The sequence below is a fragment of the Hansschlegelia plantiphila genome, from assembly GCF_027922265.1.
GTDB classification, from domain to species: Bacteria; Pseudomonadota; Alphaproteobacteria; order Rhizobiales; family Methylopilaceae; genus Methylopila; species Methylopila plantiphila.
The window spans coordinates 198,650-223,448 of the sequence record NZ_BSFI01000022.1; the positions used below are offsets into that span (position 1 = coordinate 198,650).

The 24,799-nt window shown below is 73.8% G+C and carries 5 protein-coding genes (1 of these 5 only partly in view); all 5 read left to right on the plus strand.

Annotation, left to right across the window (positions count from 1 at the left end; translation table 11 throughout):
• Tightly spaced (each overlapping or abutting the next), the 5 genes in view from PKE75_RS16475 to PKE75_RS16495 form a layout consistent with a single transcriptional unit that may run on beyond the window.
• Positions 1-1,677, plus strand: a complete 1,677-nt coding sequence (locus PKE75_RS16475; protein WP_271169832.1) for a cyclic peptide export ABC transporter — start codon at positions 1-3, stop codon at positions 1,675-1,677.
• Positions 1,674-6,200 (plus strand): condensation domain-containing protein, encoded by a 4,527-nt coding sequence (locus tag PKE75_RS16480; RefSeq protein ID WP_271169833.1) that lies wholly within the window; start codon positions 1,674-1,676, stop codon positions 6,198-6,200. The genes PKE75_RS16475 and PKE75_RS16480 overlap by 4 nt, the downstream gene beginning before the upstream one ends.
• Entirely contained in the window at positions 6,197-9,313 is a 3,117-nt protein-coding gene (locus PKE75_RS16485; protein WP_271169834.1) for a non-ribosomal peptide synthetase, read from the plus strand. The genes PKE75_RS16480 and PKE75_RS16485 overlap by 4 nt, the downstream gene beginning before the upstream one ends.
• The gene (locus PKE75_RS16490; protein WP_271169835.1) at positions 9,310-17,070 is read left to right on the plus strand and encodes a non-ribosomal peptide synthetase; all 7,761 of its coding nucleotides are present in this window, start codon (positions 9,310-9,312) and stop codon (positions 17,068-17,070) included. Before PKE75_RS16485 ends, PKE75_RS16490 begins: the two co-directional genes overlap by 4 nt.
• Positions 17,067-24,799: the 5' portion of a non-ribosomal peptide synthetase gene (locus PKE75_RS16495; protein ID WP_271169836.1), read on the plus strand. Its footprint extends 3,217 nt past the window's final position; only the first 7,733 of its 10,950 coding nucleotides appear in the window; its start codon is at positions 17,067-17,069; its stop codon lies beyond the right edge, outside the window. The genes PKE75_RS16490 and PKE75_RS16495 overlap by 4 nt, the downstream gene beginning before the upstream one ends.

Genomic DNA, 24,799 nt, shown 5'->3' on the forward strand with positions numbered 1-24,799 from the left:
GTGTCTCTGATCGCGATCCTTCGGCGCGCGTCCCCCGCGCTGTTCGCCGCCGCACTAGCGGCCGCCTTGCTCTGCGGAGTCGGCGGCGCCGCGCTCGTGATGCTGATCAACGAGGCGCTCAACGCGCCCGTCGAGCGGCTGACGGGGCTGCTCGCGCCCTTCGCGGCGATCGCGGTCGCCGTGATGGCGGCGCAGTCGGCGTCCTGGGCGCTGTTCGCCCATCTCGGCCAGACCTGCCTCGCCCGCCTTCGCCTCGAGATCGCCGAGGCGATCCTTCGGACGCCCTATCGCAACCTCGAAACCATCGGGCGCGCCCGGATCCGTTCCGCGCTCGCCGACGACGCCGTCAACATCGCGAATTTCGGCGTCGGCTTCCCGGTGCTCGTCACCAACGTGGTCGTGGTGTTCGGCGCGCTCGGCTATCTCGCCTGGCTGTCGCTCGGCATTTTCCTCGTGGCGCTCGCGCTGATCGCGGCCGGGTCGTTCGGCTACCATCTGAGCCACCGCAGCGTGGTCGACCACCTGCGCCGGGCGGGCTTCAGCCAGGACAAGCTTTACGGCGATTTCGACCAGCTTCTCGGCGGAGCCAAGGAGCTGAAGCTCAACGAGGCCAAGGCCCGCCGCTTCCTCGACCGCGATCTCGCGGCTGCGATCGCCGCGGTCCGTCGAGACCGCGCGCGCGGTCTCGCGCTGCTGTCGCTCTCCGACGGCTGGGGCCGCTTCCTCTTCATGTTCCTGATCGGGATGGCGCTGTTCGCGCGGCTCTGGCTGCCGCAGGAGAACGCCGGCGTCGTCACGGGATATGTGGTTGCGTTCCTCTATCTCATGGGCCCGCTCGAAGGCGTTCTTGCGCAGCTTCCCTATGTGAACCTCGCGCGCGTTGCGATCGGCCGCATCGAGGGCGTGCTGGCGGAGCTGAAGGCGGAGCCCGCGGACCTCTCCGGCGCGCCGGCCGCCGCCCCGCGCACCATCACGCTCGAAGGCGTGACGCACGGCTACTTCCGCGAGCGCGAGGAGGACGTCTTCACGCTCGGGCCGATCGACCTCACGCTGCCGGCCGGCGAGACGCTGTTCATCGTCGGCGGCAACGGCTCTGGCAAGACCACGCTCGCCAAGCTTCTCACAGGCCTCTACGCCCCCGAGGGCGGCCGCATCCTGGTCGACGGCGTTCCGGTCGGCGAGGGTGGCCGCCACGCCTATCGCCAGCACTTCGCGGCGATCTATCCCGACTTCCAGCTGTTCGAGACGCTGCTCGAAGCCGCGGACGGGCGGCTCGACGATCGCGCGAACCGGTGGCTCGCGCGGCTTCAGCTCGATCACAAGGCCGCGGTCCGCGGCGGCGCCTTCACGACGCGCGACCTGTCGCAGGGTCAGCGCAAGCGCCTCGCGCTGGTGGCGGCCTGCCTCGAGGACAAGCCCGTGATGGTGTTCGACGAATGGGCGGCCGACCAGGACCCGGCCTTCAAGGAGGTGTTCTACCGCGAGGTGCTGCCCGAGCTGAAGGCATCTGGCAAGGCGCTCGTCGTCATCACTCATGACGACCGCTACTTCGACCTCGCCGACAGGATCGTGAAGCTCGAGGGCGGCCGGGTGATCTCGGAAGGCGCCTCCGCGCCGCGGTCCGCGCCGGCCCCGGAGCCGTCCCTTCGGCTCGCGCCCTGGCGGGCCGCGTCATGATGCTCGACGTCACGCCCGATTCACCCGCGGCCCGCCGCCCCCTGGACGTGCGCGAGCGGACCGTCCTGGCCTTCCAGGACGCCAAAACCCTGGCGGAGGCGCTCGCCGCCCGAGCGGAGCACGACGGCGACCGGATCGCGCTTCGATTCCTCGGGCCTGACGGCGCGCCCGTCGAGACGCTGGACTACCGCGCGCTCGAGGCGCGCGCCCGCGAGATCGCCGCCGCCCTCGGGCGCGTCGCGGCGCCCGGCGACCGCGCGCTCATCCTGCTGCCGAGCGGGCCGGATTACGTCGCATCGTTCTTCGGTTGCTTCTATGCGGGCGTCATCGCGGTTCCCGCCTATCCGCCCGAATCGCTCCGGCCGCATCACGTCGCCCGTCTCTCCGGGATGATCGCCGACGCCGCGCCGCGTCTCGCGCTGACGGACGCGGCGTCGCTCTCCGCGGTCTCCGCGCTCTGCGCCGAGCACGGCGTGCTTGCGGCCGATGTCGCCCTCATGCGCGAGCGGCCGTCGCCCGGCTGGACGCCGGCGCCGGTTTGCGCCGGAGACGTCGCCTTCCTGCAGTACACCTCCGGCTCGACCTCGGCCCCGAAGGGCGTCGAGGTCACCCACGCCAATCTGGTCGACAACCAGCTCATCATGGTGCGCGGCTTCGGCGTGCGCGCGGACGACGTCGTGGTCAGCTGGCTGCCGCTCTATCACGACATGGGGCTGATCGCCGGACTGGCGCTGCCCGTCTTTTGCGGCGTCCCCCTCAACCTGATGCCCCCGGAACAGTTCCTCGCGCGTCCGGCGCGCTGGCTTCAGGCGATCCATCGCTTCGGCGGCACGATCAGCGGCGGACCGGACTTCGCCTTCCGTCTTGCGGTCGAACGCGTGTCGGACGCCACGCTCGCCGGCCTCGACCTTTCCTCCTGGCGCGTCGCCTTCTGCGGGGCGGAGCCGGTAAGAGCCGACACCATGGCGGAGTTCGCCGGGCGCTTCGCCGCCGCGGGCTTTGTCGCGGACGCGCTGCATCCGAGCTACGGCCTGGCCGAGGCCACGCTGATGGTGAGCGGCGACCGGCGCCTCCATCCCTATCGGACCGCGCGCGTCGACCCCGGCGAACTGGCGCGGGGCAGGGTCGCCGCCAGCCCGCTCGGCGTCGAGCTCGTGGCGAGCGGGCTGCCGGTCGAGCCGGACCGCGTGCGCATCGTCGATCCCGAGACATTCGGCGTCTGCGGGGAGGACGAGATCGGCGAGGTGTGGGTCTCGGGCGCGAGCGTCGCCCGCGGCTACTGGCGCAACAGGGAAGCGACCGCCGCGGCCTTTCTCGACAGGCCCGACGGCCGCTGGCTGCGCACCGGCGATCTCGCCTTCCTGCGCGACGGCTACCTGTTCGTCTCGGGACGGAAGAAGGACGTCATCATCGTCCGCGGCCAGAACCTCTACCCGCAGGACATCGAGCAGGCGGTGGAGCGCGGCGTCGCGGCGGTGCGCAAGGGACGCGTCGCGGCTTTCTCCGTGCTGCGCGACGGCCGCGAAGGCGTGGGGGTCGCCGCGGAGATCGGCCGCGGCGTCCGCCGGACCTCGACGGCCGCCGAGATCATAGCCGCGATCGACGCGGTCGTGGCCGAGACTCTGCAGGAGCCTGCGAGCCTGATTGCGCTGCTCGAGCCGGGCGCCTTGCCTAAGACGACGAGCGGCAAGCTGCAGCGGTCGAGCTGCTCGGCCGGCGTCGCGAGCGGTGAGATCGCCGCGTTCGAGGTCTATCGTCGTCCCCTCGTCGAGAAGCGCGTCGAGGAGGCGGGCGAGGCTTCGCCGCGCTCGAAGACTGAGCGCCGCCTCGCTGCGATCTGGACCGAGGCGCTCGAGGTCGACGCGGTCGGACGCTTCGACCGGTTCCTCGCGCTCGGCGGCCATTCGCTTCTCGCCGCCAAGGCGGCCGCGCGCATCCGTGAGGAGTTCGGGGTCGCGGTCTTGCTGCGCGATATGTTCTCGCCGCGGACGCTCGCCGATTTCGCCGCCTGGCTCGACGCCGCGCCGCGAGAGGAGGCGGCCGGTCTTCCGCCGCTGACGCGTGCGCGCCGCGCGCCGGGGGCGCGCGCGCCGCTGTCGCTCGCCCAGCAACGCCTCTGGGTCGCTCAGAAGTTCGGCGGCGAGGCCGGGGCCTACAATGTCGTCGGCCGGCTCGAACTGCGCGGGCCGCTGTCGCATGACGCTCTCGCCCTGGCGCTGACCGCGCTGGTCGCCCGGCACGAGGTTCTGCGCACCGCCTTCGTCGAGGACGACGAGGGCGAGGCGCGCGCCTTCGTCCGCGACGCGCGCGGCTTCAATCTCGGGGCGCTCGATCTTTCCGGCCTCGCCCTCCCGCAGCGCCGCGCCGCGCTCGCCGAGGCGGAGGCGGAGCAGGGGCGCGCTCCCTTCGATCTCTCTTCCGCGCCGCTCATGCGGGCGACGCTTTGCCGGCTCGGCGAAGACGAGAACGATCTTCTGATCGCGCTCCACCACATCGTCTGCGACGGCTGGTCGATGGGCGTGATGGCGCAGGACCTCGGCGCCTTCTATCGCGCAGCGCTGCAGGGCCGGCCTGCGATCCTGCCGCCGCTCGCCGCGCAATACGCCGATTTCGCGCTGTGGCAGCGGAAGCTCGACGCCTCCGGCGCGCTCGCGCGCGAGGAGGCGTTCTGGCGCGAACGCCTCGACGGCGCGCCGACCGCGCTCCCGCTGCCGACCGACTTCGAGCGGCCGCCGGTCGCTTCGTTCGCCGGCGCGAGCGTCCGCTTCGCGCTATCGCCCGCGCTGGTCGGCCGCCTCGAGGCGCTCGGCGCGGCCCATGGCGCGACGCTCTATATGACCGCGCTCGCGGGCTTCGAGACGCTGCTCCACCGCTGGACCGGCGCCGCCGACATGCTCATCGGCGCGGACGTCGCGGGCCGGCCGCTGCCTGAGCTCGACCGGCTGATCGGCTTCTTCGTCAACGTGCTTCCCTTGCGCGCAAGGCCCGCGCCCGACCTTTCCTTCGAGGCGCTGCTCGCCGCGACGCGCGACGAGGCCATGGCGGCGTTCGACCGGCCGACGCTGCCATTCGACCGGATCGTCGAGGCCGTCCGCGCGCCGCGCGACCGCAGCCGAAATCCGTTGGTTCAGCTCCTGTTCGTGCTGCAGAGCGCGCCGCGCGGCGACTTCGGCGTCGAGGGGCTTGAAGCGACGCTCGTCCCGGCCCCCGCGCAGAGCTCGAAGTTCGACATGGCGCTGTTCCTCGAACCGGACGGCGCGGGCGGCCTCTCCTGCGAATGGGCCTTCGCCACCGCGCTGTTCAGGCGCGGGACCATCGAGCATCTCGCCCGCGCCTTCGAACAGTTGCTCTCCGAGATCGTCGAAGCGCCGTCGCGCGCCCTCGGCCAGTTTTCCCCGCCGTCACTGGAGGACGCCAAGATGTCCGTCGCCCCGTCGCCCGTCTCCTCGGCTTCCGGCGCCCGCATGGGCTCCAAACTCGACAAGCTGAAGAAACTCTCGGCCGGCGGCCCGCGGCCGGCGGCGCCCGCGGGCCTGGTGCGGGAATCGACGCTCGCTCCCGGCGCGGATTTCCCGCTGGTGATCGAGCCGACGAGCCCCGACCTCGACGCGCCCGCCTGGGCCTCGGCCAACCGCGACCTCGTCGAGGACAGGCTGCGCCGCCATGCGGGCCTGCTGTTCCGCGGCTTCGGCCTCGCCGGCCCCCGCGACTTCGAAGCCTTCGCCGAGGCGCTCCAGCCCGGCCTCTACGGCGGCTACGGCGACCTTCCGAAGAAGGAGGGCGGCCAAAACACCTACCGCTCGACGCCCTATCCGGAAGACAAGATGATCCTCTTCCACAACGAGAGCTCGCACCTGCCGCGCTGGCCGCGCAAGCAATGGTTCTTCTGCGAGCAGGCCGCGCCGGTCGGCGGCGCGACGCCGATCGTCGACTGCCGCGAGATGTTCCGCCGCCTGCCCGCGGCCCTCGCCGAAAAGTTCGAGCGGCTGGGGCTCGCTTACGTCCGCACCTTCACGCCGCGGCTCGACGTCGACTGGCGCGACTTCTTCCGCACGAGCGACAAGGCCGAGGTCGAGGCGCGCTGCCACGCCGAGGGCGTGGAGATCGCATGGCTCGACGGCGACGCGCTGCAGACCCGCACGCGCTGCCCCGCGGTGATCGTCCACCCGCTCACCGGCGACACGTCGTTCTTCAACCAGGTGCAGCTGCACCACACCCGTTTCCTCGACGCCGACGTGCGCGAGGATCTGATCGGAATGCTGGGCGAAGACCGCCTGCCGCGGCAGGTGCTGTGGGGCGACGGTTCGGTGATCGACGACGCGACCATGGATCTGGTCGGCGAGCTCTACGAGGCCTGCGCGGTGCGCTTTGACTGGCGCAAGGGCGACGTCGTGATGCTCGACAACATGTTGGCCGCCCATGCCCGCGACCCGTTCCAGGGCACGCGCCGCATCGTGGTCGCCATGGGCGACATGACCGACCGCGCCGACGTCGCCGCGCGCGCGCCGGAGGCGTTCTCGTGAGCGGCGCCGGGAGCGCGGCGGCGGTGTTCGAGACTTGGCCGCTGAGCCCCGAGCAGCGCGCCGCGGGCGCGTCGCCCGAGGCGATCGTCGCCCAGTTCGCGATCGACGGCCCGGTCGACGAGGCCGGGCTCCGGGCCGCGCTCGCCGCGGTCGCGGCTCGGCACGACGTCCTGTCGAGCGCCTTCGTGGGCGCGGCGGGCTTTCGGGGATTGCGCCGGGCGCGGATCGACGGTCCGGCCGTCGCAGCCTGGACCGTCCGCGACCTGCGCGGGCGGCCGGAGTCCGAGGCCGAGATCGCCGTCGACCTGGCGGCGCTGAAAGCCGCGCCCTTCGACCTGTCGCGCGGCGAGACCTTGCGCGCCGGGTTGTGGCGGCTCGGGGATGACGCGTGGCGGCTCGCGGTGGCGGCCTCTCCGCTCGCGGCGGATCGCACGACGCTGATCCTGATCGCCGCCGCGCTTCAGGGACGCGCGGCGGCGTCCGACGACGACGCGTCTTACGCGCAATACGCCGACTGGCGCTCCGAGATGGAGGCCGACGAGGACGCTCCGCGGGGCAAGCTCCACTGGTCGGAGGAGGGCAGGGACGCGCCGCCCGCGCCGAGGCTCGCCTATCGCCGCGCGGGCGAGGGCGGCGCGCGCGAGGACCACCGCGTCGCGATCGACCCGGCGCTTGCGGCGCGCTTCGCCGAACGCGTCGGCGAGGCCGGCCTCGAGCTCGGCCTGCTCGCGATCTGGACCGCGCTGCTCGGACGGATCTCGGGCGACGGGCGCTTCCGTCTCGGCTGGCGGCACGACTGCCGCCGGGACTACGCCATGTTCGCCGGCGTGGCCGGGCCGTTCGAGAAGATCATGCCGGTCCGCGCGTCCTACGACCCCGCCGCGCCGTTCGAGCGGCATCTCGCAAGCCTGGTCGAGGCGGTCGCAGGCCATCTCGACTGGCAGGAGCATCTCGCCCTCGACGGTCCGGAGGCGCCGGAAGGCCTCGTCGTCGGCTTCGGGCTCGATGCGGGCGTCGACGCCTGGCGCCGCCTGTCGCTCGACGGACCGTCGCCCTTCGAGCTGGAGTTCCGGCCGGAGATCGGTTCGTCCGGCGCGCTTTCGGCGCTTTCGATCGGCTGGGACGCCGGCCGCTACGGCGCAGAGGCTGCCGAGACCTTGCTCGAGCAGGCCGCCGCGCTGATCGCCGCGATCGCCGAGGCGCCGGCCGTTCCGCTCGGCGAACTGCCGGTCGCCGCTCCTCGGGAGCGCGCCCGGATGGCGGAGCTGGACCGGACGAACGTCGCCCCGGTCGGACGCGCGCCGCTCCTGCCTCAGATGCTCGGCTGGGCGGAGCGCACGCCCGACGCTCCCGCCGTCTCCGGCGGCGGAGCGGCGCTGACTTACGCCGAGCTCGCCGGGCGCGTCGAAGGGGTGGCCCGGTCGCTTGCCGCCCGCGGCGTCGGGCCGGAGACGGTGGTGGCGCTCGACATGGCGCGGTCGGTCGACATGATCGTGGCGCTGCTCGCGGTGTGGCGAGCCGGCGGCGCCTATCTTCCGCTCGACCCCGCTTGGCCCGAAGCCCGCCGCCGGCAGCTCGCCGAGGCAGCCGGCGCGGCGATGGTGATCCACGACGGCGGGGCCGGCGCCCCGGCGTCGGGAATCCCGGCGCTCGCCTTCGCGGATGCGCTCGCCGGCACGGAGGCGGCGGCGCTGCCCGATCCCGACGCGCCGGCGCACCGCGCGGCCTATGTGCTCTTCACCTCGGGCTCCACGGGAACGCCGAAGGGCGTCGTGGTCGAGCACGGCCAGCTCGCGAACTATGTCGCGGCGGCCCGCGAGGCGCTCGGGCTCGACGAGCGTCGGCGCTTCGCGCTCGTCTCCACGGTCGCGGCCGATCTCGGCAACACCACGCTGTTCGGCGCGCTCGCCGGCGGCGCCTGCATTGCGGTCGCGGGCGACGACGAGGCGCGCGACCCGGCCGGCTTCGCGGCCTTCCTGCGGGCGAACGCAATCGACTGCGCCAAGCTCGCGCCGTCTCATCTGTCGGCGCTGCTCGAGGCCGAGGACGCGACCGTCCCAGCCGCCCTGATCCTCGGCGGCGAACCGGCGTCGCCGGCGCTCGTCGCCCGCATTCGCGCAGTCGATCCCGCCTGCAGGATCTTCAACCACTACGGCCCGACCGAGACGACGGTCGGCGTGCTGGTCCACGAAGCCGCGCCGTCCGAATCCGGCCCGCTTCCGCTCACCCGCGCGCTGGACGGCAACGTCGTCCTCGTGCTCGACGCCCACGGCCGTCCCGCCCCGACGGGAGAGCTCGGCGAACTCCATATCGGCGGCGCCCAGCTCTGCCGCGGCTATCTCGGCGCGTGCGGCGCAGGCTTCGTCGACGATCCGACGACGCCGGGCCGCCGGCTCTATCCGACCGGCGATCTCGCCCGCTATCGTCCCGAGGGCGGCGTCGAGATCGCGGGGCGGGCCGACGGCCAGGCGAAGATCGCCGGCCATCGCGTCGAGGTCGGCGAGGTCGAGGCGGCGCTCGCGGCGCTCGACAGCGTCCGCGAGGCGGCCGTGATCGTGCGCCGGGACGAGGGCGGCGCCTCGCTCGTCGCCTTCGCGACGACGCATGGGGCCGACGCCGCGGCGCTGAAGGCCGCGCTCGCCGCGCTTCTGCCGGCGCCGATGGTTCCGGCGCGGATCGTGCCGGTTGAGCGCATGCCACTGCTCGGCAACGGCAAGATCGACCGCGCCGCGCTCGCGGCGCGGCCGCTTGACGAGGCGCCCGCGGGGCTCGCGCCGCGGGACGCGCTCGAAACCACGCTGCGTGACCTTGCGGCCGAGCTTCTCGGCCGCTCTAGGGAGGCGGTCGGCGTCACGGACGACTTCTTCGACCTCGGCGGCAACTCGCTGCAGGTCATCAAGTTCGTGGCCAGGATCAGGAAGCTCTTCGGCGTCGACCTCGCGCCGGGCGCGGTGTTTGACCATCCGAGCGTTGCCGAACTCGCCGCAGCGCTGCGGGCGGAGGCGCCCGACGGGCGGATCGACCGAGTGGCCGAGATGCGGGCGACGCTCGCCGGGTTGCCGGAGGAGGAGCGGGCCGCGCTTCTTGCGGAAGCAGGCGGCGCGGGCTCGTGAGCGGCGCGGGGATCATGGACAGGGCGGCGCTCGCCGCCCTGATGCGCGCGGACGCGAGCGGCGAAGGCGCGCTCGTCGCCCGTTCCGACCCGTTCGCGCCTGCGCCGCTGTCCTTCGCTCAGCAGCGCCTGTGGTTCCTCCATCGCTTCGATCCCGCCGACGCCGCCTACAATTCCGCGCGCGCCTTCCGGCTTTCCGGCGACCTCGACGTCGAGGCGCTGGAGCGCGCCTTTCAGCGCCTGATCGCGCGCCACGGGGCGCTGCGCACGCGCTTCTTCGAGACCGCGGAGGGGCCGCGCCAGAGCGTTCTGGCCGACGCGCCTTTCGCGATCGCCCGCAACGGACCCGTTTCCGCCGAGACGCTCGCCGACTGGGCGCGGTCCGGCGCGAGCGAGCCCTTCGATCTGTCCGCGCGGCCGCTGTTGCGCGTCCGCCTCGCGCCGGTCGAGGAGGGCGGCTGGGCTTTGCTGATCGCGCTGCACCATGTGGTGGTCGATGCATGGTCGGCGGAGGTCATTCTCCGCGACGTCGAAGGGTTTTATGCGCAGGAGATCGGTACGACGGTCGCTGGAACTCCGCCCGATGGCGGGATCGGCGCCTTTTCCGAGATCGACGCAGTCGATCATGCGATCTGGCAGCGGGAGACGTTTTCGGGGGACGGCGGCGAGGCGGCCGTCGCCCGCTGGCGCGAGCGCTTCGGCGACGGCGTCCCCCCGCCGCTCGTCCTTCCGGCCGAGCGACGGCCAGCAGCCGACCGCGCCGCCGGCCGCGTCGCGCGCAGGCTGCCGCCCGAGCTCGCCGCGGCGCTCAAGGCTTTCTGCCGCCGCGAGCGTCTGACGCCCTTCGCCGTCCTGCTCGCCGCCTTCCAGCTCCTGCTCGGGCGCCTGTCGGGCCAGGAGGACTTTGCGATCGGCTGCCCCGCAGCCACACGCGGCCGCGCCGAGACCGAAGGCGTCGTCGGCTTCCTGGTCAACACGCAGGTGTTCCGCACGCGGCTCGATCCGGCGCTCACGATGCGCGCGCTTTGCCGCCGGCTGCGCGGCGAGGCGATGGCCGCGCTCGCCGACGCCGAGCTGCCCTTCGAACTCCTGCTCGACGCGCTCGGCGTGGAGCGGGACGCCGACCGCGCGCCGCTGTTCCAGGCGCAGTTCAACTTCCGCCCCCGCCGCGACGCCCGCCCGCTCGCGCTGAGCGGACTGGACATCGAGAAAATCGACCTGCCGCCGCTCAGCCCCCAGTTCGACCTGACGCTCGACGTCGCGGCCGATGGCGAGGGCGCCGACATCGAGCTTGAATACGACGCCGCCCGCTTCGACGCGGCGACCGCCGAACGCTGGGCGGAGACGTATCTGCCACTGCTCGGAGCGGCGCTCGCCGCGCCCGACGCGCCTTTGGGCTCGATCGCCGGTCTCGACGCGGCGGGGCTTGCGCAGGTTCGCACCTGGGGCGAACCGAGCGAGCGCGTCGAAGACGACGGACTGTTCGTGCATGAGCGGATCGCAGCCTTCGCGAAGGCCGCGCCCGATCGTCCCGCCATCGTGTTCGGCGCCGACACCGTCTCGCGCGGCGTGCTCGATGCGCGCGCGAACGAGATCGCGGCGGCGCTCATCGCGGCGGGGGTCGGCGCCGAGGACCTTGTCGGCGTCTCGCTGGAGCGGACGCCGGGCCTGATCGCGGCGCTGCTCGGCGTGCTGAAGGCCGGCGCGGCCTTCCTGCCGCTGCCGCTCGAGTGGCCGGATGCGCGGCTCGCCGAGGCCGCGGCCGACGCCGGCGCGGCCGTGATCCTGGCCGAGGTCCGGTCGGCGGACCGTCTCGCGGCCGCGGGCGCGCGGCTGCTGTTCGTGGATGGGGACGACGCGACGGGCGCGCCCGTCGCCCCGCGTGCGGCGCGGCCTCATGCCGGGTCGCTCGCCTACGCGCTCTATACTTCGGGCTCCACGGGGCGGCCCAAGGCCGTCGCTGTCCCCCACGGTCCGCTCGCCATGCATTCGGCCGCGGCGGCGCGGGCCTTCGGCCTGTCCGAGGCGACGCGCGAACTGCACCTGCTGTCCTTCGCCGTCGACGCGGCGCATGAGCGCTGGATGGGCGTTCTCGGCGCCGGCGGCGCGCTCGTCCTGAAGGACGAGGAGCTGTGGGCGCCCGAACGCGCCCTCGCCGAAATTGCGAAGGCCGGCGTCACCAACGCCGACCTTCCGCCCGCCTATCTCGCCGCGCTCGCGGCTCATGCCCGCGCCGCCGGCGCCGCCGTTCCCGAGGGCGTGCTGTGGTCCTTCGGCGGCGAGGCGACCTCGCGGGCGAACTTCGAGCTGGTCCGCGAGGCCCTGCGGCCGCGCGCGCTGATCAACGCCTACGGGCCGACCGAGACGGTGATGACGCCGCTCGCCAGGCGCTGGGGGCGGGACGACGCCGCCTTCGACGCGCCCTACGCGCCGATCGGCCGGCCGCTCGGCGACCGGCGCGCTTATGTGCTCGACGGCGCGCTGCAGCCGGTCGGGCCGGGCGTGGCCGCCGAGCTCTATGTCGGCGGCGACGGCCTCGCGCGCGGCTATCTCGGCCGACCGGGCCTGACCGCCGAACGCTTCCTCCCCGATCCGTCCGGGGCGCCCGGCGCACGGATGTACCGGACCGGCGACCTCGCGCGCTGGGACGCCGCAGGCGAGCTTCTGTTCGTCGGCCGCGCCGACGACCAGCTCAAGATCCGCGGCCACCGTATCGAGCCCGGCGAGGTCGAGGCGGCGCTCGCGGAGATCGAAGGCGTGGTCGAGGCCGCCGCCGTCGCCGTCGAGGGGCCGGGCGGGCGCAGGCTCGTCGCCTATGCGGCGGGTCCGGCTTCGTCTGAGACGATCCTCGCGCGGCTCAAGGCGCGGCTTCCCGCCCATATGGTTCCGTCGCGGGTCGTGACGCTCGACGCGCTGCCGCGGCTCGGCTCGGGCAAGGTCGACCGGCGGGCGCTGCCGGCGGTCGATTGGTCCGGGGATGGCGCTCGCGCGGCGCCTGAGGGCGCAGCCGAGGCGACGCTCGCGGCGGTCTGGGCCGAGGTCCTCGGGCTCGCCGAGGTCGGCGCGACCGACAATTTCTTCGCGCTCGGCGGCGACTCGATCCTGTCGCTCCAGGTCGTCTCGCGGGCGCGCGCCGCAGGCTTGCGGATCACGCCGCGGCAGATGTTCGAACGCCAGACCGTCCGCGACCTCGCCGCCGTCGCGGCGCCGGTCGAAGCCGACGAGACGGCTCCGGAGGCCGCGGAGACGGGCGAGGCTGAGCTGACGCCGATCCAACGCTGGTTTTTCGCGCAGGACATCCCGAACAGGTCGCGCTGGAACCAGTCGGTCACGCTGTCAGCCGCCGCCGCGGTCGACGACAGCGCGCTCGCGGCCGCCTTTGCGGCGCTGGTCGCGCGCCATGGCGCCCTGAGGCTGCGGTTCGCGCCCGCAGCGGAGGGCTGGCGGCAGGCTTACGGGCCGGTCGACGCGGAGGCCGCGCTCGTCGTCCGCGACGTCGCCGACGAGGCCGCCTCGGCCGCGCTGGCGGAGGAGCTTCAGACCGGTCTCGATCTCACGACCGGACCGCTCATCCGCGCCGCGCTGGAACGCAGGGCGAAGGGCGCGCGGCTGATGATCGTCGTCCACCACCTCGTGATCGACGGCGTTTCCTGGCGCGTCCTGCTGCAGGATCTTGAAACGGCCTATGGCCAGGCCGCGGCGGGACGGCCAATTGATCTCGGCCCAACGCCAGCGCCGTTTTCCGCCTGGGGCGCGCGGATCGCGGCATTCGCCCGCTCTCCACAAGCCGAGGCGCAGCTTCCGTTCTGGCGCGAGGCGGTCTCGGGCGCGCGCGCCTTCCCACCGGCGCGGCCCGACGGGGCCGACCGGATCGGCGACGTCTTCGTCCATCGCCTCGCCTTCGACCGCGCGACGACCGAGCGGCTTGCCAGCGCGCCGCGTTCCGTCCGGGCGCGGCTCGACGAACTGCTGGTCGCGGCGCTCGTTTGCGCGCTGACCGCCCGGCCCGGCGCGCCGGCCGTGACGATCGCGCTCGAAGGCCACGGACGCGACGGGGGCCTGGCCGACGGCGCGGACCTCGGCGGCACGGTCGGCTGGTTCACGGCGATCCACCCGCTGCGCCTCGCGCCGGCAGAGGGCGGCCCGCTCGCGGCGCTCAAGGCTGTGAAGGACCAGATGCGCGCCGCGCCCGACAGGGGCCTCGGCTACGGCGCGTTGCGCTGGATGGGCCGCGAGGACGTCCGCTCCGAGCTTGGCGCGACGCCGGAGCCGGACGTGCTGTTCAACTATCTCGGCCGGCTCGACGGAGCGACTTCGGACGGCGGCTTGTTCCCGCTGGCGGCGCTCTCGGCCGGCGTCGACCGGGACGCGGAGGCTCCCTGCGGGGCCGAACTCGTCGTCAACGGGCGCACGCTCGACGGCGAACTTGCGCTGGACTTCTCCGCCTCAGCCGCACGCCACGACCTCCGCGACGTCGAGGCGCTCGCGGAGCGCGTCGCCCGCGAGGCTAAGGCGATCGCGGACGCCTGCTTGGCGCCGGGCGCGGATGGCCTGACTCCCTCCGACGTCCCGCTCGCAGCGCTCGACCAGCATGCGCTCGACGGGCTGCTTAGGCGCCTGCCTCATCGCCCGGCGGAGATCGAGGACGTCTTTCCGCTTTCCCCCATGCAGGAGGGCATGCTGTTCCACGGGCTGGAGACGCCCGAGCTTTACGTCACCCAGACGCTGGTGGCCGCCGACGGGCTCGATCTCGAGCGCTTCGCCGCGGCGTGGGAGGCGGCCGCCGCGCGCCACGCGGCGCTGCGGACCGGCTTCGCCCATGAGGGGCTGGAGCGGCCGTTGCAGTTCGTCGTCGGGTCCGTTCCGTCGCCCGTCGAGATCCATGACTGGCGCGGCCGCCCCGACGATCCGGACGAGGCCCTGAGGGAACTGGGCCGCGAGGAGCGTCTCCGCGGCTTCGACCTCGAGCGGCCGTCGCTGCTGCGCGTCGCTCTCGTGCGGCTGGACGGCGGCCGCGCGCGGATCGCGCTCACCGCCCATCACCTTATTCTCGACGGCTGGAGCACCTCGCTGCTGATCGGCGAGGTGCTGGCGCGCTACGACGGCCGCGCGGTTCCCGCGGCCGGCGGCCGGTTCCGCGACCACGTCGCCTGGCTCGAAACGCGCGACGCCGAGGCAGCGGCCGCCGCCTGGCGCGAGCGCCTGGCGCCGCTCGACGAGCCGACCTCGCTCGCCGCCGCGATCGGCCGGCGGGAGGACGCCGCGGACGGCGTCGGCGTCTTCCGCCACGCGCTCGGCGCGGGCGAGACCGCCCGGCTGATGGATTTCGCGAAGCGGGAGCGGATCACCCTCAGCACGCTCGTCCAGGGCGCCTGGGCGTTTCTCCTGTCGCGCCTCACGGGTGAGCGCACGGTCGCCTTCGGCGCGACCGTCGCGGGACGGTCGTCCGAGGTTCCGGGCGTTGAGACCGCGCTCGGCCTGTTCATCAATACGGTCGCGGAGGTCGCAACGGTCGATCCCGCGGCCCCTGTCGGGGACTGGCTCCGAGGCGCGCAGGCGCAAAGCGCCGCCATGCGCGAGCACGAGCACGTCGCCCTCCACCTTGCGCAGGCGCTCGCGGGGCGGCCCGGCGCGCCGCTGTTCGATACGCTCATCGCCTTCGAGAACTACCCCGTGGCCGAGGCGCTGAAGACGCGCTACGGCGACGGCCTGGCGCTCCGCCAGCTCTCGAACCTCGAGGCCACCAACTATCCGCTCGCGATCACGGTGGCCGAGAAGGTCGGCGTCCTCGATTTCGGTTGGACGTTCTCGCGCGAGGTCTTCGACGACGCGACGATCGAAAGTCTCGACGCGCGGCTGAAGCGCGTCCTGCTCGCGATGGCCGGGGACGCCGGGGCGCCGCTCGGCCGGCTCGACCTGCTCGACGACGGCGAGCGCGCGGCCCTCGGCGCGGGCGACGGCGCCGCCAAGGACTACGGCTGCGGAAGCGTGCTGGAGCTGATCGAGGCCCGGATCGCCGCGGCGCCCGAGGCTCCGGCCGTGACCTTCGGGAGCGAGACGATCAGCTACGCCGAACTCGGCCTGCGGGCCGACCGTCTCGCGGCGCGGCTGCGGCGCCTCGGGGCGGGGGCCGACGCCGTCGTGGGCGTCGCGCTCGAGCGCTCGCTGGAGCTCGTCGTGGCGCTGCTCGGGATCATGAAGGCGGGCGCGGCTTTCCTGCCGCTCGATCCGGAGCTTCCGCCGGCCCGGCTGCAGGACATGGCCGAAGACGCCGGCGCGCGCATCGTGGTGAGCGTCGCCCGCCTCGCCGAGGCTTTCCCGGAAACGCCGGGCGTCCAGGTCGTGGCCCTCGACCGGATCGGCGGCGCCGAAGACGCGCGGTCCGACGCGGCCCCGCGGACGGACCGCCGGTCGCTCGCCTATGTGCTGTTCACGTCGGGCTCGACCGGCCGCCCGAAGGGCGTCGGCAACACCCATGCGGGCCTCCACAACCGCATCGCATGGATGCAGGAGCGCTACGGTCTCGCGCCCGGCGACGCGGTGCTTCAGAAGACCCCGATCGGCTTCGACGTCTCGGTCTGGGAGTTCTTCTGGCCGCTGGCGTTCGGCGCGCGGCTCGTCGTCGCCGCCCCCGGCGCGCATCGAGACCCTGCGGCGCTCGGCGCGCTGATCCGGGCGGAGAGGATCACGACGCTGCATTTCGTGCCCACGATGCTCGCGGCCTTCGTTGCCTCCGGGGAGCTGGGCCGCTGCCCCAGCCTCAGGCGGATCATGGCGAGCGGCGAGGCGTTGCCTCCGGACCTCGCCCGCGCCACGCTCGCCGAAACATCCGCCGAGCTGCACAACCTCTATGGCCCGACCGAGGCCGCGATCGACGTCACGCACTGGACCTGCGCGGCCGACGACGACGTGATCCCAATCGGGCGGCCTATCGCCAACACCGCCATCCGCATCCTCGACGCCGATCTCGGCCTTGCGGCGCCGGGCGTTCCGGGCGAGCTCGCGATCGCGGGCGTCAATCTCGCGCGCGGCTATCTCGGCCGGCCGGGGCTCACCGCAGAGCGCTTCGTACCCGACGCCCACGGCGCGCCGGGCGACCGGCTGTATCTGACCGGGGACCTCGGGACGCTCGGCCGGGACGGCGCGATCCGCTATCTCGGCCGCCTCGACCGCCAGTTGAAGCTGCGCGGCATGCGGGTCGAGCCCGCCGAGATCGAGGCGGAGCTGCGCCGCCTGCCCGGCGCCCGCGACGCGGCCGTGCTGCCGTGGAGCGACGCGCTTGTCGCCTATGTCGCGGCCGACGCGCTCGACGAGTCCCAGGCGACCGCGATCCTCGCCGCGCGCCTGCCCGGCCACATGGTGCCCGCGCGGATCATCGCGCTGCCGGCTCTTCCCGCGACCGCCAACGGCAAGCTCGACCGGCGCGCGCTGCCGCCCCCGGACGTCGCCGCCGCGTCCGACGAACCGCCGCTTCCCGGCGTCGAGCGCTCGGTCGCGGACATCTGGGAGGCCGCGCTCGGCGTCGCTGCCCTCGGCCGCCACGACGACTTCTTCCAGCGCGGCGGCCATTCCCTGCTCGCGATGCGGGTCGTGTCGCGGCTGCGGGCCGACCACGGGATCGATCTCCCGGTGAGTGCGCTGTTCGAGGCCCGCACGCTCGCCGCCTTCGCTGCGCGCGCAGAGAGCGCGGGAGGCGGCGTCGAGGACGATGTCGCAGCGATGACCGAACTTTTGGACGTCCTCGAGGTCGCCGAATGAACGATTTGTCTCCCGGCCGCGCCGCCCAGCTCAAGGCCGTGGCCGACCGCGTCGTCGCCCTCCCGCAGGACAAGCGCCGGGCCTTTCTCATGCAGCTCCGCGACAAGGGGATTTCGCCCGCCTCGCTGCCGACGCCCCGCGCTCCGGAGCGCGAAGCCCGCGGGCTTTCCGACGCCCAGCGCCGCTTCTGGACGCTGTGGCGGCTCGATCCGGCGAGCGGCGCCTACAACATCGCGGCGGGGCTCCGCCTTCGGGGCATGCTCGACGAAGGCGCGCTCGCGGCCGCCCTCGACGCCGTCGTCTCGCGGCACGGCCAGCTGCGCGCGGTGTTCGCCGAAGAGGACGGCGAGGTCGTCCAGCGCATCCTCCCGACGGCGAGGGAAACGCTCGCCGTCGTGGATCTGACCGGACTGCCCGACGCCGAGCGCGCCGCCCGGTTCGAGACCCTGTCGAAGGCCGACGCCGCTGCGCCGTTCGATCTCGCGAGCGAAACGCCGTTTCGCGCCCTGCTCGTGCGCGAGACGGCCGACAGCGCCGCGCTGCTGCTGACGCTCCACCACATCGCCGCCGACGGCTGGTCGCTCGAACTGCTGGTCGCCGACCTCGCGGCGGAATACGGCCGGCGTGTCGCGGGCGGCGGCGCGGACCGGCCGGCGCCGGTCATCGACTACGTCGACCACGCCTGGTGGCGCGGCCAGTTGCTCGACGCCGGCGAGGGCGAACGCGAGCTCGATTTCTGGCGCGAGACGCTCGGGGACGTCCACCGGACCCTGGATCTGCCCGCCGACCGGCCGCGCACCGGCCGCAGCGACGTCGACGCCGGCGTGCTGCGCTTCGATCTTCCGCCCGAGACCGCGTCGGCGGTCGCGGCGCTCGGCCGCGATCTCGGGGCGACCGGCTTCATGGTTCTGCTCGCGGGCTTCGCCGTCCTGCTCGCGCGTCTCGCAGGCCAGCCGGAGCTTCGCGTCGGAACCGCGGTGGCGAACCGCTCCAGCCCAGACGTCGAGGGCGTGATCGGCTGCTTCGTCAACACGCTCGCGCTGCCGCTGCGCGTCGATCCGTGGCTCAGCTTCGCCGTGCTCGTGACGGAGACCCGGCGGACGGTGCTGTCGGCGCAGGCGAACCAGACTCTTCCGTTCGAGCGGCTGGTGCAGAGCCTCAGTCCGGAGCGCAGCCTGACGCGCGCGCCGCTGTTCCAGGTCATGTTCCAGCACGACCGCGCCGCGGCTGCGCACAGCGTCCGGTTCGAGGGGCTTCGGAGCGAACCGCTCGCCCGCGAGGGCGGCGCGGCGCAGTTCGACCTCACGCTGACGACCGTCGAGGACGCGGACGGGCGGCTGCGCGGCTCGTTCGAATATGACGCCGCGGTTTTCGACCGCGGGACGGTCGCTGGCTGGGCGTCGCGTTTCGAGCGCCTCATCGGCGAACTGCTCCGCCATCCCGACGCGGCGCTCGGTGGGGCGACGCGTCTCGACGACGACGCGTTCGCCGAAGTCATGCAGTGGGGCGCGCCGGGCTGGCGGACCGAGGCGGACGGCCTGCTGGTCCATGAGCGGATTGCGGCCTTCGCCGCGACCGACGCCGGGCGCGACGCCATCCTGTTCGGCGAACGCGTGGTGACGCGGGGGGCGCTGGAGGCGCGGGCGAACCGGATCGCCGCCGCGCTGGTCGAAGCCGGAGTTGGGCCGGAGGACCGGGTCGCCGTCGCGCTCCCGCGCTCGCCCGAGCTGATCGCCGCCCTGCTCGGCGTGCTCAAGGCGGGCGCCGCCTTCCTGCCGCTGCCGCTCGACCAGCCGGACCGGCGGATCGCCGAGACGGCCGCCGACGCGGGCGCGGTCCTCGTCGTGACGGAAGCGGCGGCCGCGCCGCGGCTGCAGGGCGCAGGCGTGCGCCTTCTCGTTCTGGAGCGCGACGCGGCCGGGGAGCAGGACGCGCCGCCGGACGTTGCGCGACCGCATCCGGACCAGCTCGCTTATGTGCTCTACACGTCGGGCTCGACCGGCAGGCCCAAGGGCGTCGCCGTGGCGCACGGGCCGCTCGCGGCGCATTCGGCGGCGGCCGCCGTCGCCTTCGGCCTGTCGGAGGCGACACGGGAGCTCCATGTGCTGTCCTTCGCCTTCGACGCCGCCCACGAGCGCTGGCTCGGCGCGCTCGGCGCGGGCGGGGCGCTCGTGCTGAAAGACGAGGAGCTCTGGGCGCCGGAGCGGACGCTCGCCGAAATCGCCGGCCGCGCAATCACCCATGCGGATGTTCCGCCCGCCTATCTCGCCGCGATCGCCGAGCATGCCGAGCAAAGCGGAGCGGAGGCGCCCGGAGGCGCGCTCTACTCCTTCGGGGGCGAGGCGACCTCGCGCGCCGCCTTCGAGCTGATCATCCGCGCCCTGAAGCCCCGCGCGCTCGTCAACGGCTACGGACCGACCGAGACGGTGATGACGCCGCTCGCCTGGCGATGGGACGGCGGGGCAGGCTTCGAATCCGCCTACGCGCCGCTCGGCCGTCCGATCGGAGAACGGCGGGCCTATGTGCTCGACCACGCGCTCCAGCCGGTCGCCCCGGACGCGGCGGGCGAGCTCTACATCGGCGGCGACGTGATCGCCCGCGGGTACCTCGATCGGCCCGCGGCCACCGCCGAGCGCTTCACGCCCGATCCGTTCGGGGCGCCGGGCGCCCGCATGTACCGCACCGGCGATCTCGCGCGCTGGACCCGCGGCGGCGAACTGATCTTCCTCGGACGGGCGGACGACCAGGTGAAGATCCGCGGCCATCGAATCGAACCCGGAGAGGTCGAGGCGGCGCTGCTCGCGGAGGACGGCGTGCGGGAGGCGGTCGCGGTCGCGGTCGAGGCGCCGGAGGGGCGCCGTCTCGTCGCCTACGCCGCGCCTTCGGGCGACGGCGAGGCGCTTCTCGCCGCGCTGAGGGAGCGCCTTCCCACCCACATGGTCCCCGCGCGGGTCGTGACGCTCGACGCGCTTCCACGGGCGGGCTCCGGCAAGGTCGACCGGCGCGCCTTGCCCGCGGTCGACTGGTCGCAGGCGAGCGGGCGGGTTGCGCCCGAGGGGCAGATCGAGACCGCGCTCGCCGAGATCTGGGCGCACGCGCTCGGCTTCGACGCGGTCGGCGCGACCGACAACTTCTTCGCGCTCGGCGGCGACTCCATCCTGTCGCTCCAGGTCGTCTCGCGCGCCCGGGCCAAGGGCCTCGCCGTCTCGCCCAAGCAGATCTTCGAACGCCAGACCGTCCGCGAACTCGCGGAGGTCGCCACTTTCGCCGGGGACGACGTTCGGCCGCGTGCCGGCGCCGCGGGCGAGGCGCCGCCGCTTTCCGATGCCGACCTCGAGGCGCTTGGCGTCGCGCGCGGCGCGGTCGAGGCGGTGTTCCCGCTGTCGCCGCTCCAGCGCGGGCTGCTGTTCCATGCGGCGGAGGATCCCGAGGGCGCGGCCTATGTCGAGCAGAGCGTCGTCACGGTCGACGGGCTCGACGCCGAACGCTTCGCGCAGGCCTGGCGCGAGACCTTCGCGCGCCATCAGGCGCTGCGCAGCGTGTTTATCGCGGACAACCAGGTCGTGTTTCGCGACGCCGCCTGTCCGATCGAGATCGTCGACGCCCGCGGCCTCGGCGACGCCGCCCTCGCGGCGATCGCGAGCGAGGAGCGCGCGCGCCGCTTCGACCTCGTCCGCGGGCCGCTGTCGCGCCTCAAGCTCCTGCGCTGCGACGAGGCCCGCTGGCGCCTCGTCTGGACGTTCCATCACGTCATTCTCGACGGCTGGAGCGCCTCGCTGGCGATCGGCGAAGCGCTGACGCGCTATGCGGGCGGCACGCTGCCGGAGGTCGCGCCCTACGCCCGCTACGTGGACTGGCTGTCCCGCCGGGACGCCGCGGCCGACGAGGCGTTCTGGCGCGAAGCCCTGGCGGGGGTCGACGAGCCGACCCTGCTCGGGGCCGCGGCCGCCAGCGCGGGCGGACAGTCGGAGCACGGCCTGCTGCGCCGCAGGCGAGACCACGCCGCGACGGCCCGCCTCGTAGCCTTCGCCAGGCGGGAGCGCGTCACGCTCAACGCCCTGATCCAGGGCGCGTGGGCGCTGCTGCTGTCGCGCCGGACGGGCCAGGAGACCGTGACGTTCGGCGCTACGGTCTCGGGCAGGCCGGCTGAGCTCGACGGCTGCGAGACGATGATCGGGCTGTTCATCAACACGCTGCCGGTCGCGGTCTCCGCGCCGCCCGGCCGCCGCGTCGGCGAGTGGCTGCGCGACCTGCAGGCGTGGGGAGCCGCGCTCCGCGAACATGAGCAGACGCCGCTCAACGACGTCCAGCGCTGGGCCGGGCATCCGGGCCGGCCGCTGTTCGACACGCTCCTCGTGTTCGAGAACTATCCGGTCGACCGCGCGGCGCGGGACGGATCGGGACTGACCGTCGAGGCGGTGGAGGCCGAGGCGGCCGCCCTGACCCATTATCCGCTCACGCTCGGGATCGACGCCGGCGAGGCGCTCGACATCGCCTTCGGCTACGATCGCGCCGTGTTCTCCGACGAGCGCGTCCGCGAGCTGGCGCGCAGCCTGGACGCGCTGCTCGACCGCCTCGCGGCGGATCCGGACGCGGCTCTCGGGTCGCTCTCCCCGCTGTCGGAGGAGGACGCGGCGATCCAGGCGCCCTGGACGCGCGGCCAGTGGGAGAAGCAGGCGCCGCAGTTCGTCCATGAGCGGATCGCCGCCTGGGCGGCCGCGGATCCGGACCGTCCCGCGGTGCTTTTCGGCGACCTCACGGTGACGCGCGGCGAGCTCGACAGGCGCGCCAACCGGATCGCCCGCGCCCTCGTCGACCGCGACGTCGGGCCGGACCGGATCGTCGGCGTCATGCTCGGCCGATCGCCCGACCACCTTGCGGCGCTGCTCGGCGTGCTGAAGGCCGGCGGCGCCTTCCTGCCCCTGCCGCTCGACTGGCCGGCGGCCCGGCTCGCTGAAACGGTTGCGGATGCGGGCGCCTGGCTCGTGATCGCCGAGGCGTCGACGCTCGACCGGGCGCGTGCGACCGGCGCCGCCGTGGTCGGGATCGACGGCCCCGACGGGTCGGGCGCGGCCGCGGCGCCGCTCCCATCCGCGCTCCACGCCGAAAGCCTCGCCTATGTCATCTACACGTCGGGCTCGACGGGACGGCCGAAGGGCGTCGGCGTCGGCCACGCCGCGATCGCCATGCACTGCGCGGCGACCGCGCCGCTTTACGACATGGACGAGCGCTCGCGCGAATTCCACTTTATCAATCTCGCCTTCGACGGCGCGCACGAGCGCTGGCTGACCGCGCTCATGACGGGCGGAAGCCTCGTGCTGCGCGACGACGAGCTCTGGACGCCCGAGCGCACGCTCGAGGCGATGGGCCGGCACGGCGTCACCAACGCCGGCTTCCCGCCGGCCTATCTCACCGCGATGGCCTCGGGCGCCGCGGGCGCGCCGCCGCCGGCCGTGGACCTCTACTCGTTCGGCGGCGAGGCGATGCCGCGCGCCGGCTTCGAGCTGGCGCGATCGGCGCTGAAGCCGCGCGTCCTGATCAACGGCTACGGTCCGACCGAGGCGGTGGTGACGCCGCTGCTCTGGCGCGTCGAGACCGCCTCCGATGTCGTCTTCGAGGGCCCCTATGCGCCGATCGGCCGCCCGGTCGGCGACCGGCGCGCCTATGTCCTCGACGACGCGCTCCATCCGGCTCCGGAAGGCGCGACCGGCGAACTCTGGATCGGCGGCGCGGGGCTCGCGCGCGGCTATCTCCGCCGCGCCGCGCTCACGGCGGAACGCTTCGTCCCGGATCCGTCCGGAGAGCCGGGAGCGAGGATGTTCCGCACCGGCGACCTCGTGCGCTGGGGGGCGGACGGCGCGGCGATCTATGTCGGGCGCGTCGACGAGCAGGTGAAGATCCGCGGCTATCGCATCGAGCTCGGCGAGATCGAGGCGGCGCTGGTCGAGGCGGGAGCCCGCGAGGCGGTGGCGCTCGCCGTCGAGACGCCCCGCGGGCGGCGGCTCGCCGGCTATGCAGCGGGCGCAGACGGCGCGGCCCTGCTTGGGGCGCTGAAGCTGCAGCTGCCCGACTACATGGTCCCATCGCGAATCGTCACGCTCGCGGCGCTACCACGGCTGTCGACGGGCAAAATCGATCGCCGCTCCCTGCCTCAGATCGACTGGGAGGCCGACGACGCCGGCGCGGTCAAGCCGGCTGGCGAGGTCGAGACGGCGCTCGCCCGTGCATGGGCCGAAACGCTGAACCTTCCGGAAGTCGGCGTCACCGATAATTTCTTCGGGCTCGGCGGCGACTCCATCCTCTCCCTGCAGGCGGTGTCGCGGGCCCGGGCCTCGGGCGTGGTCGTCACCCCGCGCCAGATTTTCGAGCGGCCGACGATCCGTGAGCTCGCCGAGGTCGCGGAGCGGGCCGCGGTGGCGGCAGCGCCGGCGGGGCCCGTTCAAGGGCCTGCGGTCCTGACGCCGATCCAGCGCTGGTTCTTCTCGCTTCAGCTGGCGCGGCCGGCGCGCTGGAGCCAGTCGGTGGAGCTTTCGGCGCAAGGAACGGTGGACGTCGCGGCCCTTGGGCTGGCGTTCGACGCGCTCGTCGAGCGGCACGACGCGCTGCGGCTGCGCTATCGGCGCAACGACGCGGCGGGCGAATGGCGTCAGGATTACGCGCCCGCAGAGACGGTGCGTGACACGCTTGGGGTCCGGGACGTCGCGGACGACACGGAGCTTGCGGACCTGTGCGAGACGCTGCAGACGGACCTTGACCTCGAGCACGGCCCGCTCGTCCGCGCCGCGCTCGCGCGGCTTCCGGACGGAACGGCGCGGCTGCTCGTCGTCGTCCATCATCTTGTGGTCGACGGCGTCTCGTGGCGCGTGCTGCTCGAGGATCTGGAGCAGGCCTATGATCAGGCCCGATCGGGCGCGGCCGTTGCGCTCGGCGCGAGAAGCGCGCCGTTCTCTGCCTGGGGCGCGCGGCTCGAAACCTACGCCGCGAGCGCCGGGCTAGAGGCCGAGCGGCCGTTCTGGCGCCGGGCGGCCTCGAGCGAACGCGCCTTCCCGCCCGCGCGCCCCGAGGGCGCGGACCGGATCTCGGAAGCGGAGCGGGTGCGCGTCTCATTCGACCGCGCCGCGACGGCGCGGCTTGCGGCGGCGCCCCGCGCCGTCCGCGCGCGGGTCGACGACCTGCTGCTCGCGGCGCTGGCGCGGGTTCTCGCGCGACGGCGCGGCGCCGAGGCGCTGACGGTCGGGATGGAGGGCCACGGCCGCGACGGCGGTCCGTCCGATGGGCTCGACCTCAGCCGCACGGTCGGCTGGTTCACGAGCGTCTTTCCGCTCCGGCTGGAGGGGTTGACGGGCGAACCGCTCGCCACGCTGAAGGCGGTCAAGGACGCCGCGCGGGCGGCCCCCGGGAAGGGCCTCGGCTATGGCGTCCTGCGCTGGATGGGAAGCGACGAGGCGCGCGCCGAGCTCGCCTTGCTTCCGGCGCCGGACGTGCTGTTCAACTATCTCGGTCGGTTCGACGTCTCGGGCGCACCAGCGGGCGCGTTCGTGCTCACCGGACGCAGCGCCGGAGATGACCAGGATCCGGACTCTCCCCTGGGCGCCGAGCTGACCATCAACGGCCAGACGCTCGACGGCGAACTGACGCTCGACCTCGTGTTTTCCGCCGCGCGCCACGACCGCGCCGTAGTCGAGGAACTCGCGGGGGCCCTGAGATCGGAGGCGATCGCGCTGGCGGC

What these genes read in the sequence shown, in the direction of transcription:
- PKE75_RS16480 (WP_271169833.1), top strand. Translation starts at nt 1,674, where the DNA reads ATGATGCTCGACGTCACGCCCGATTCACCCGCGGCCCGCCGCCCCCTG.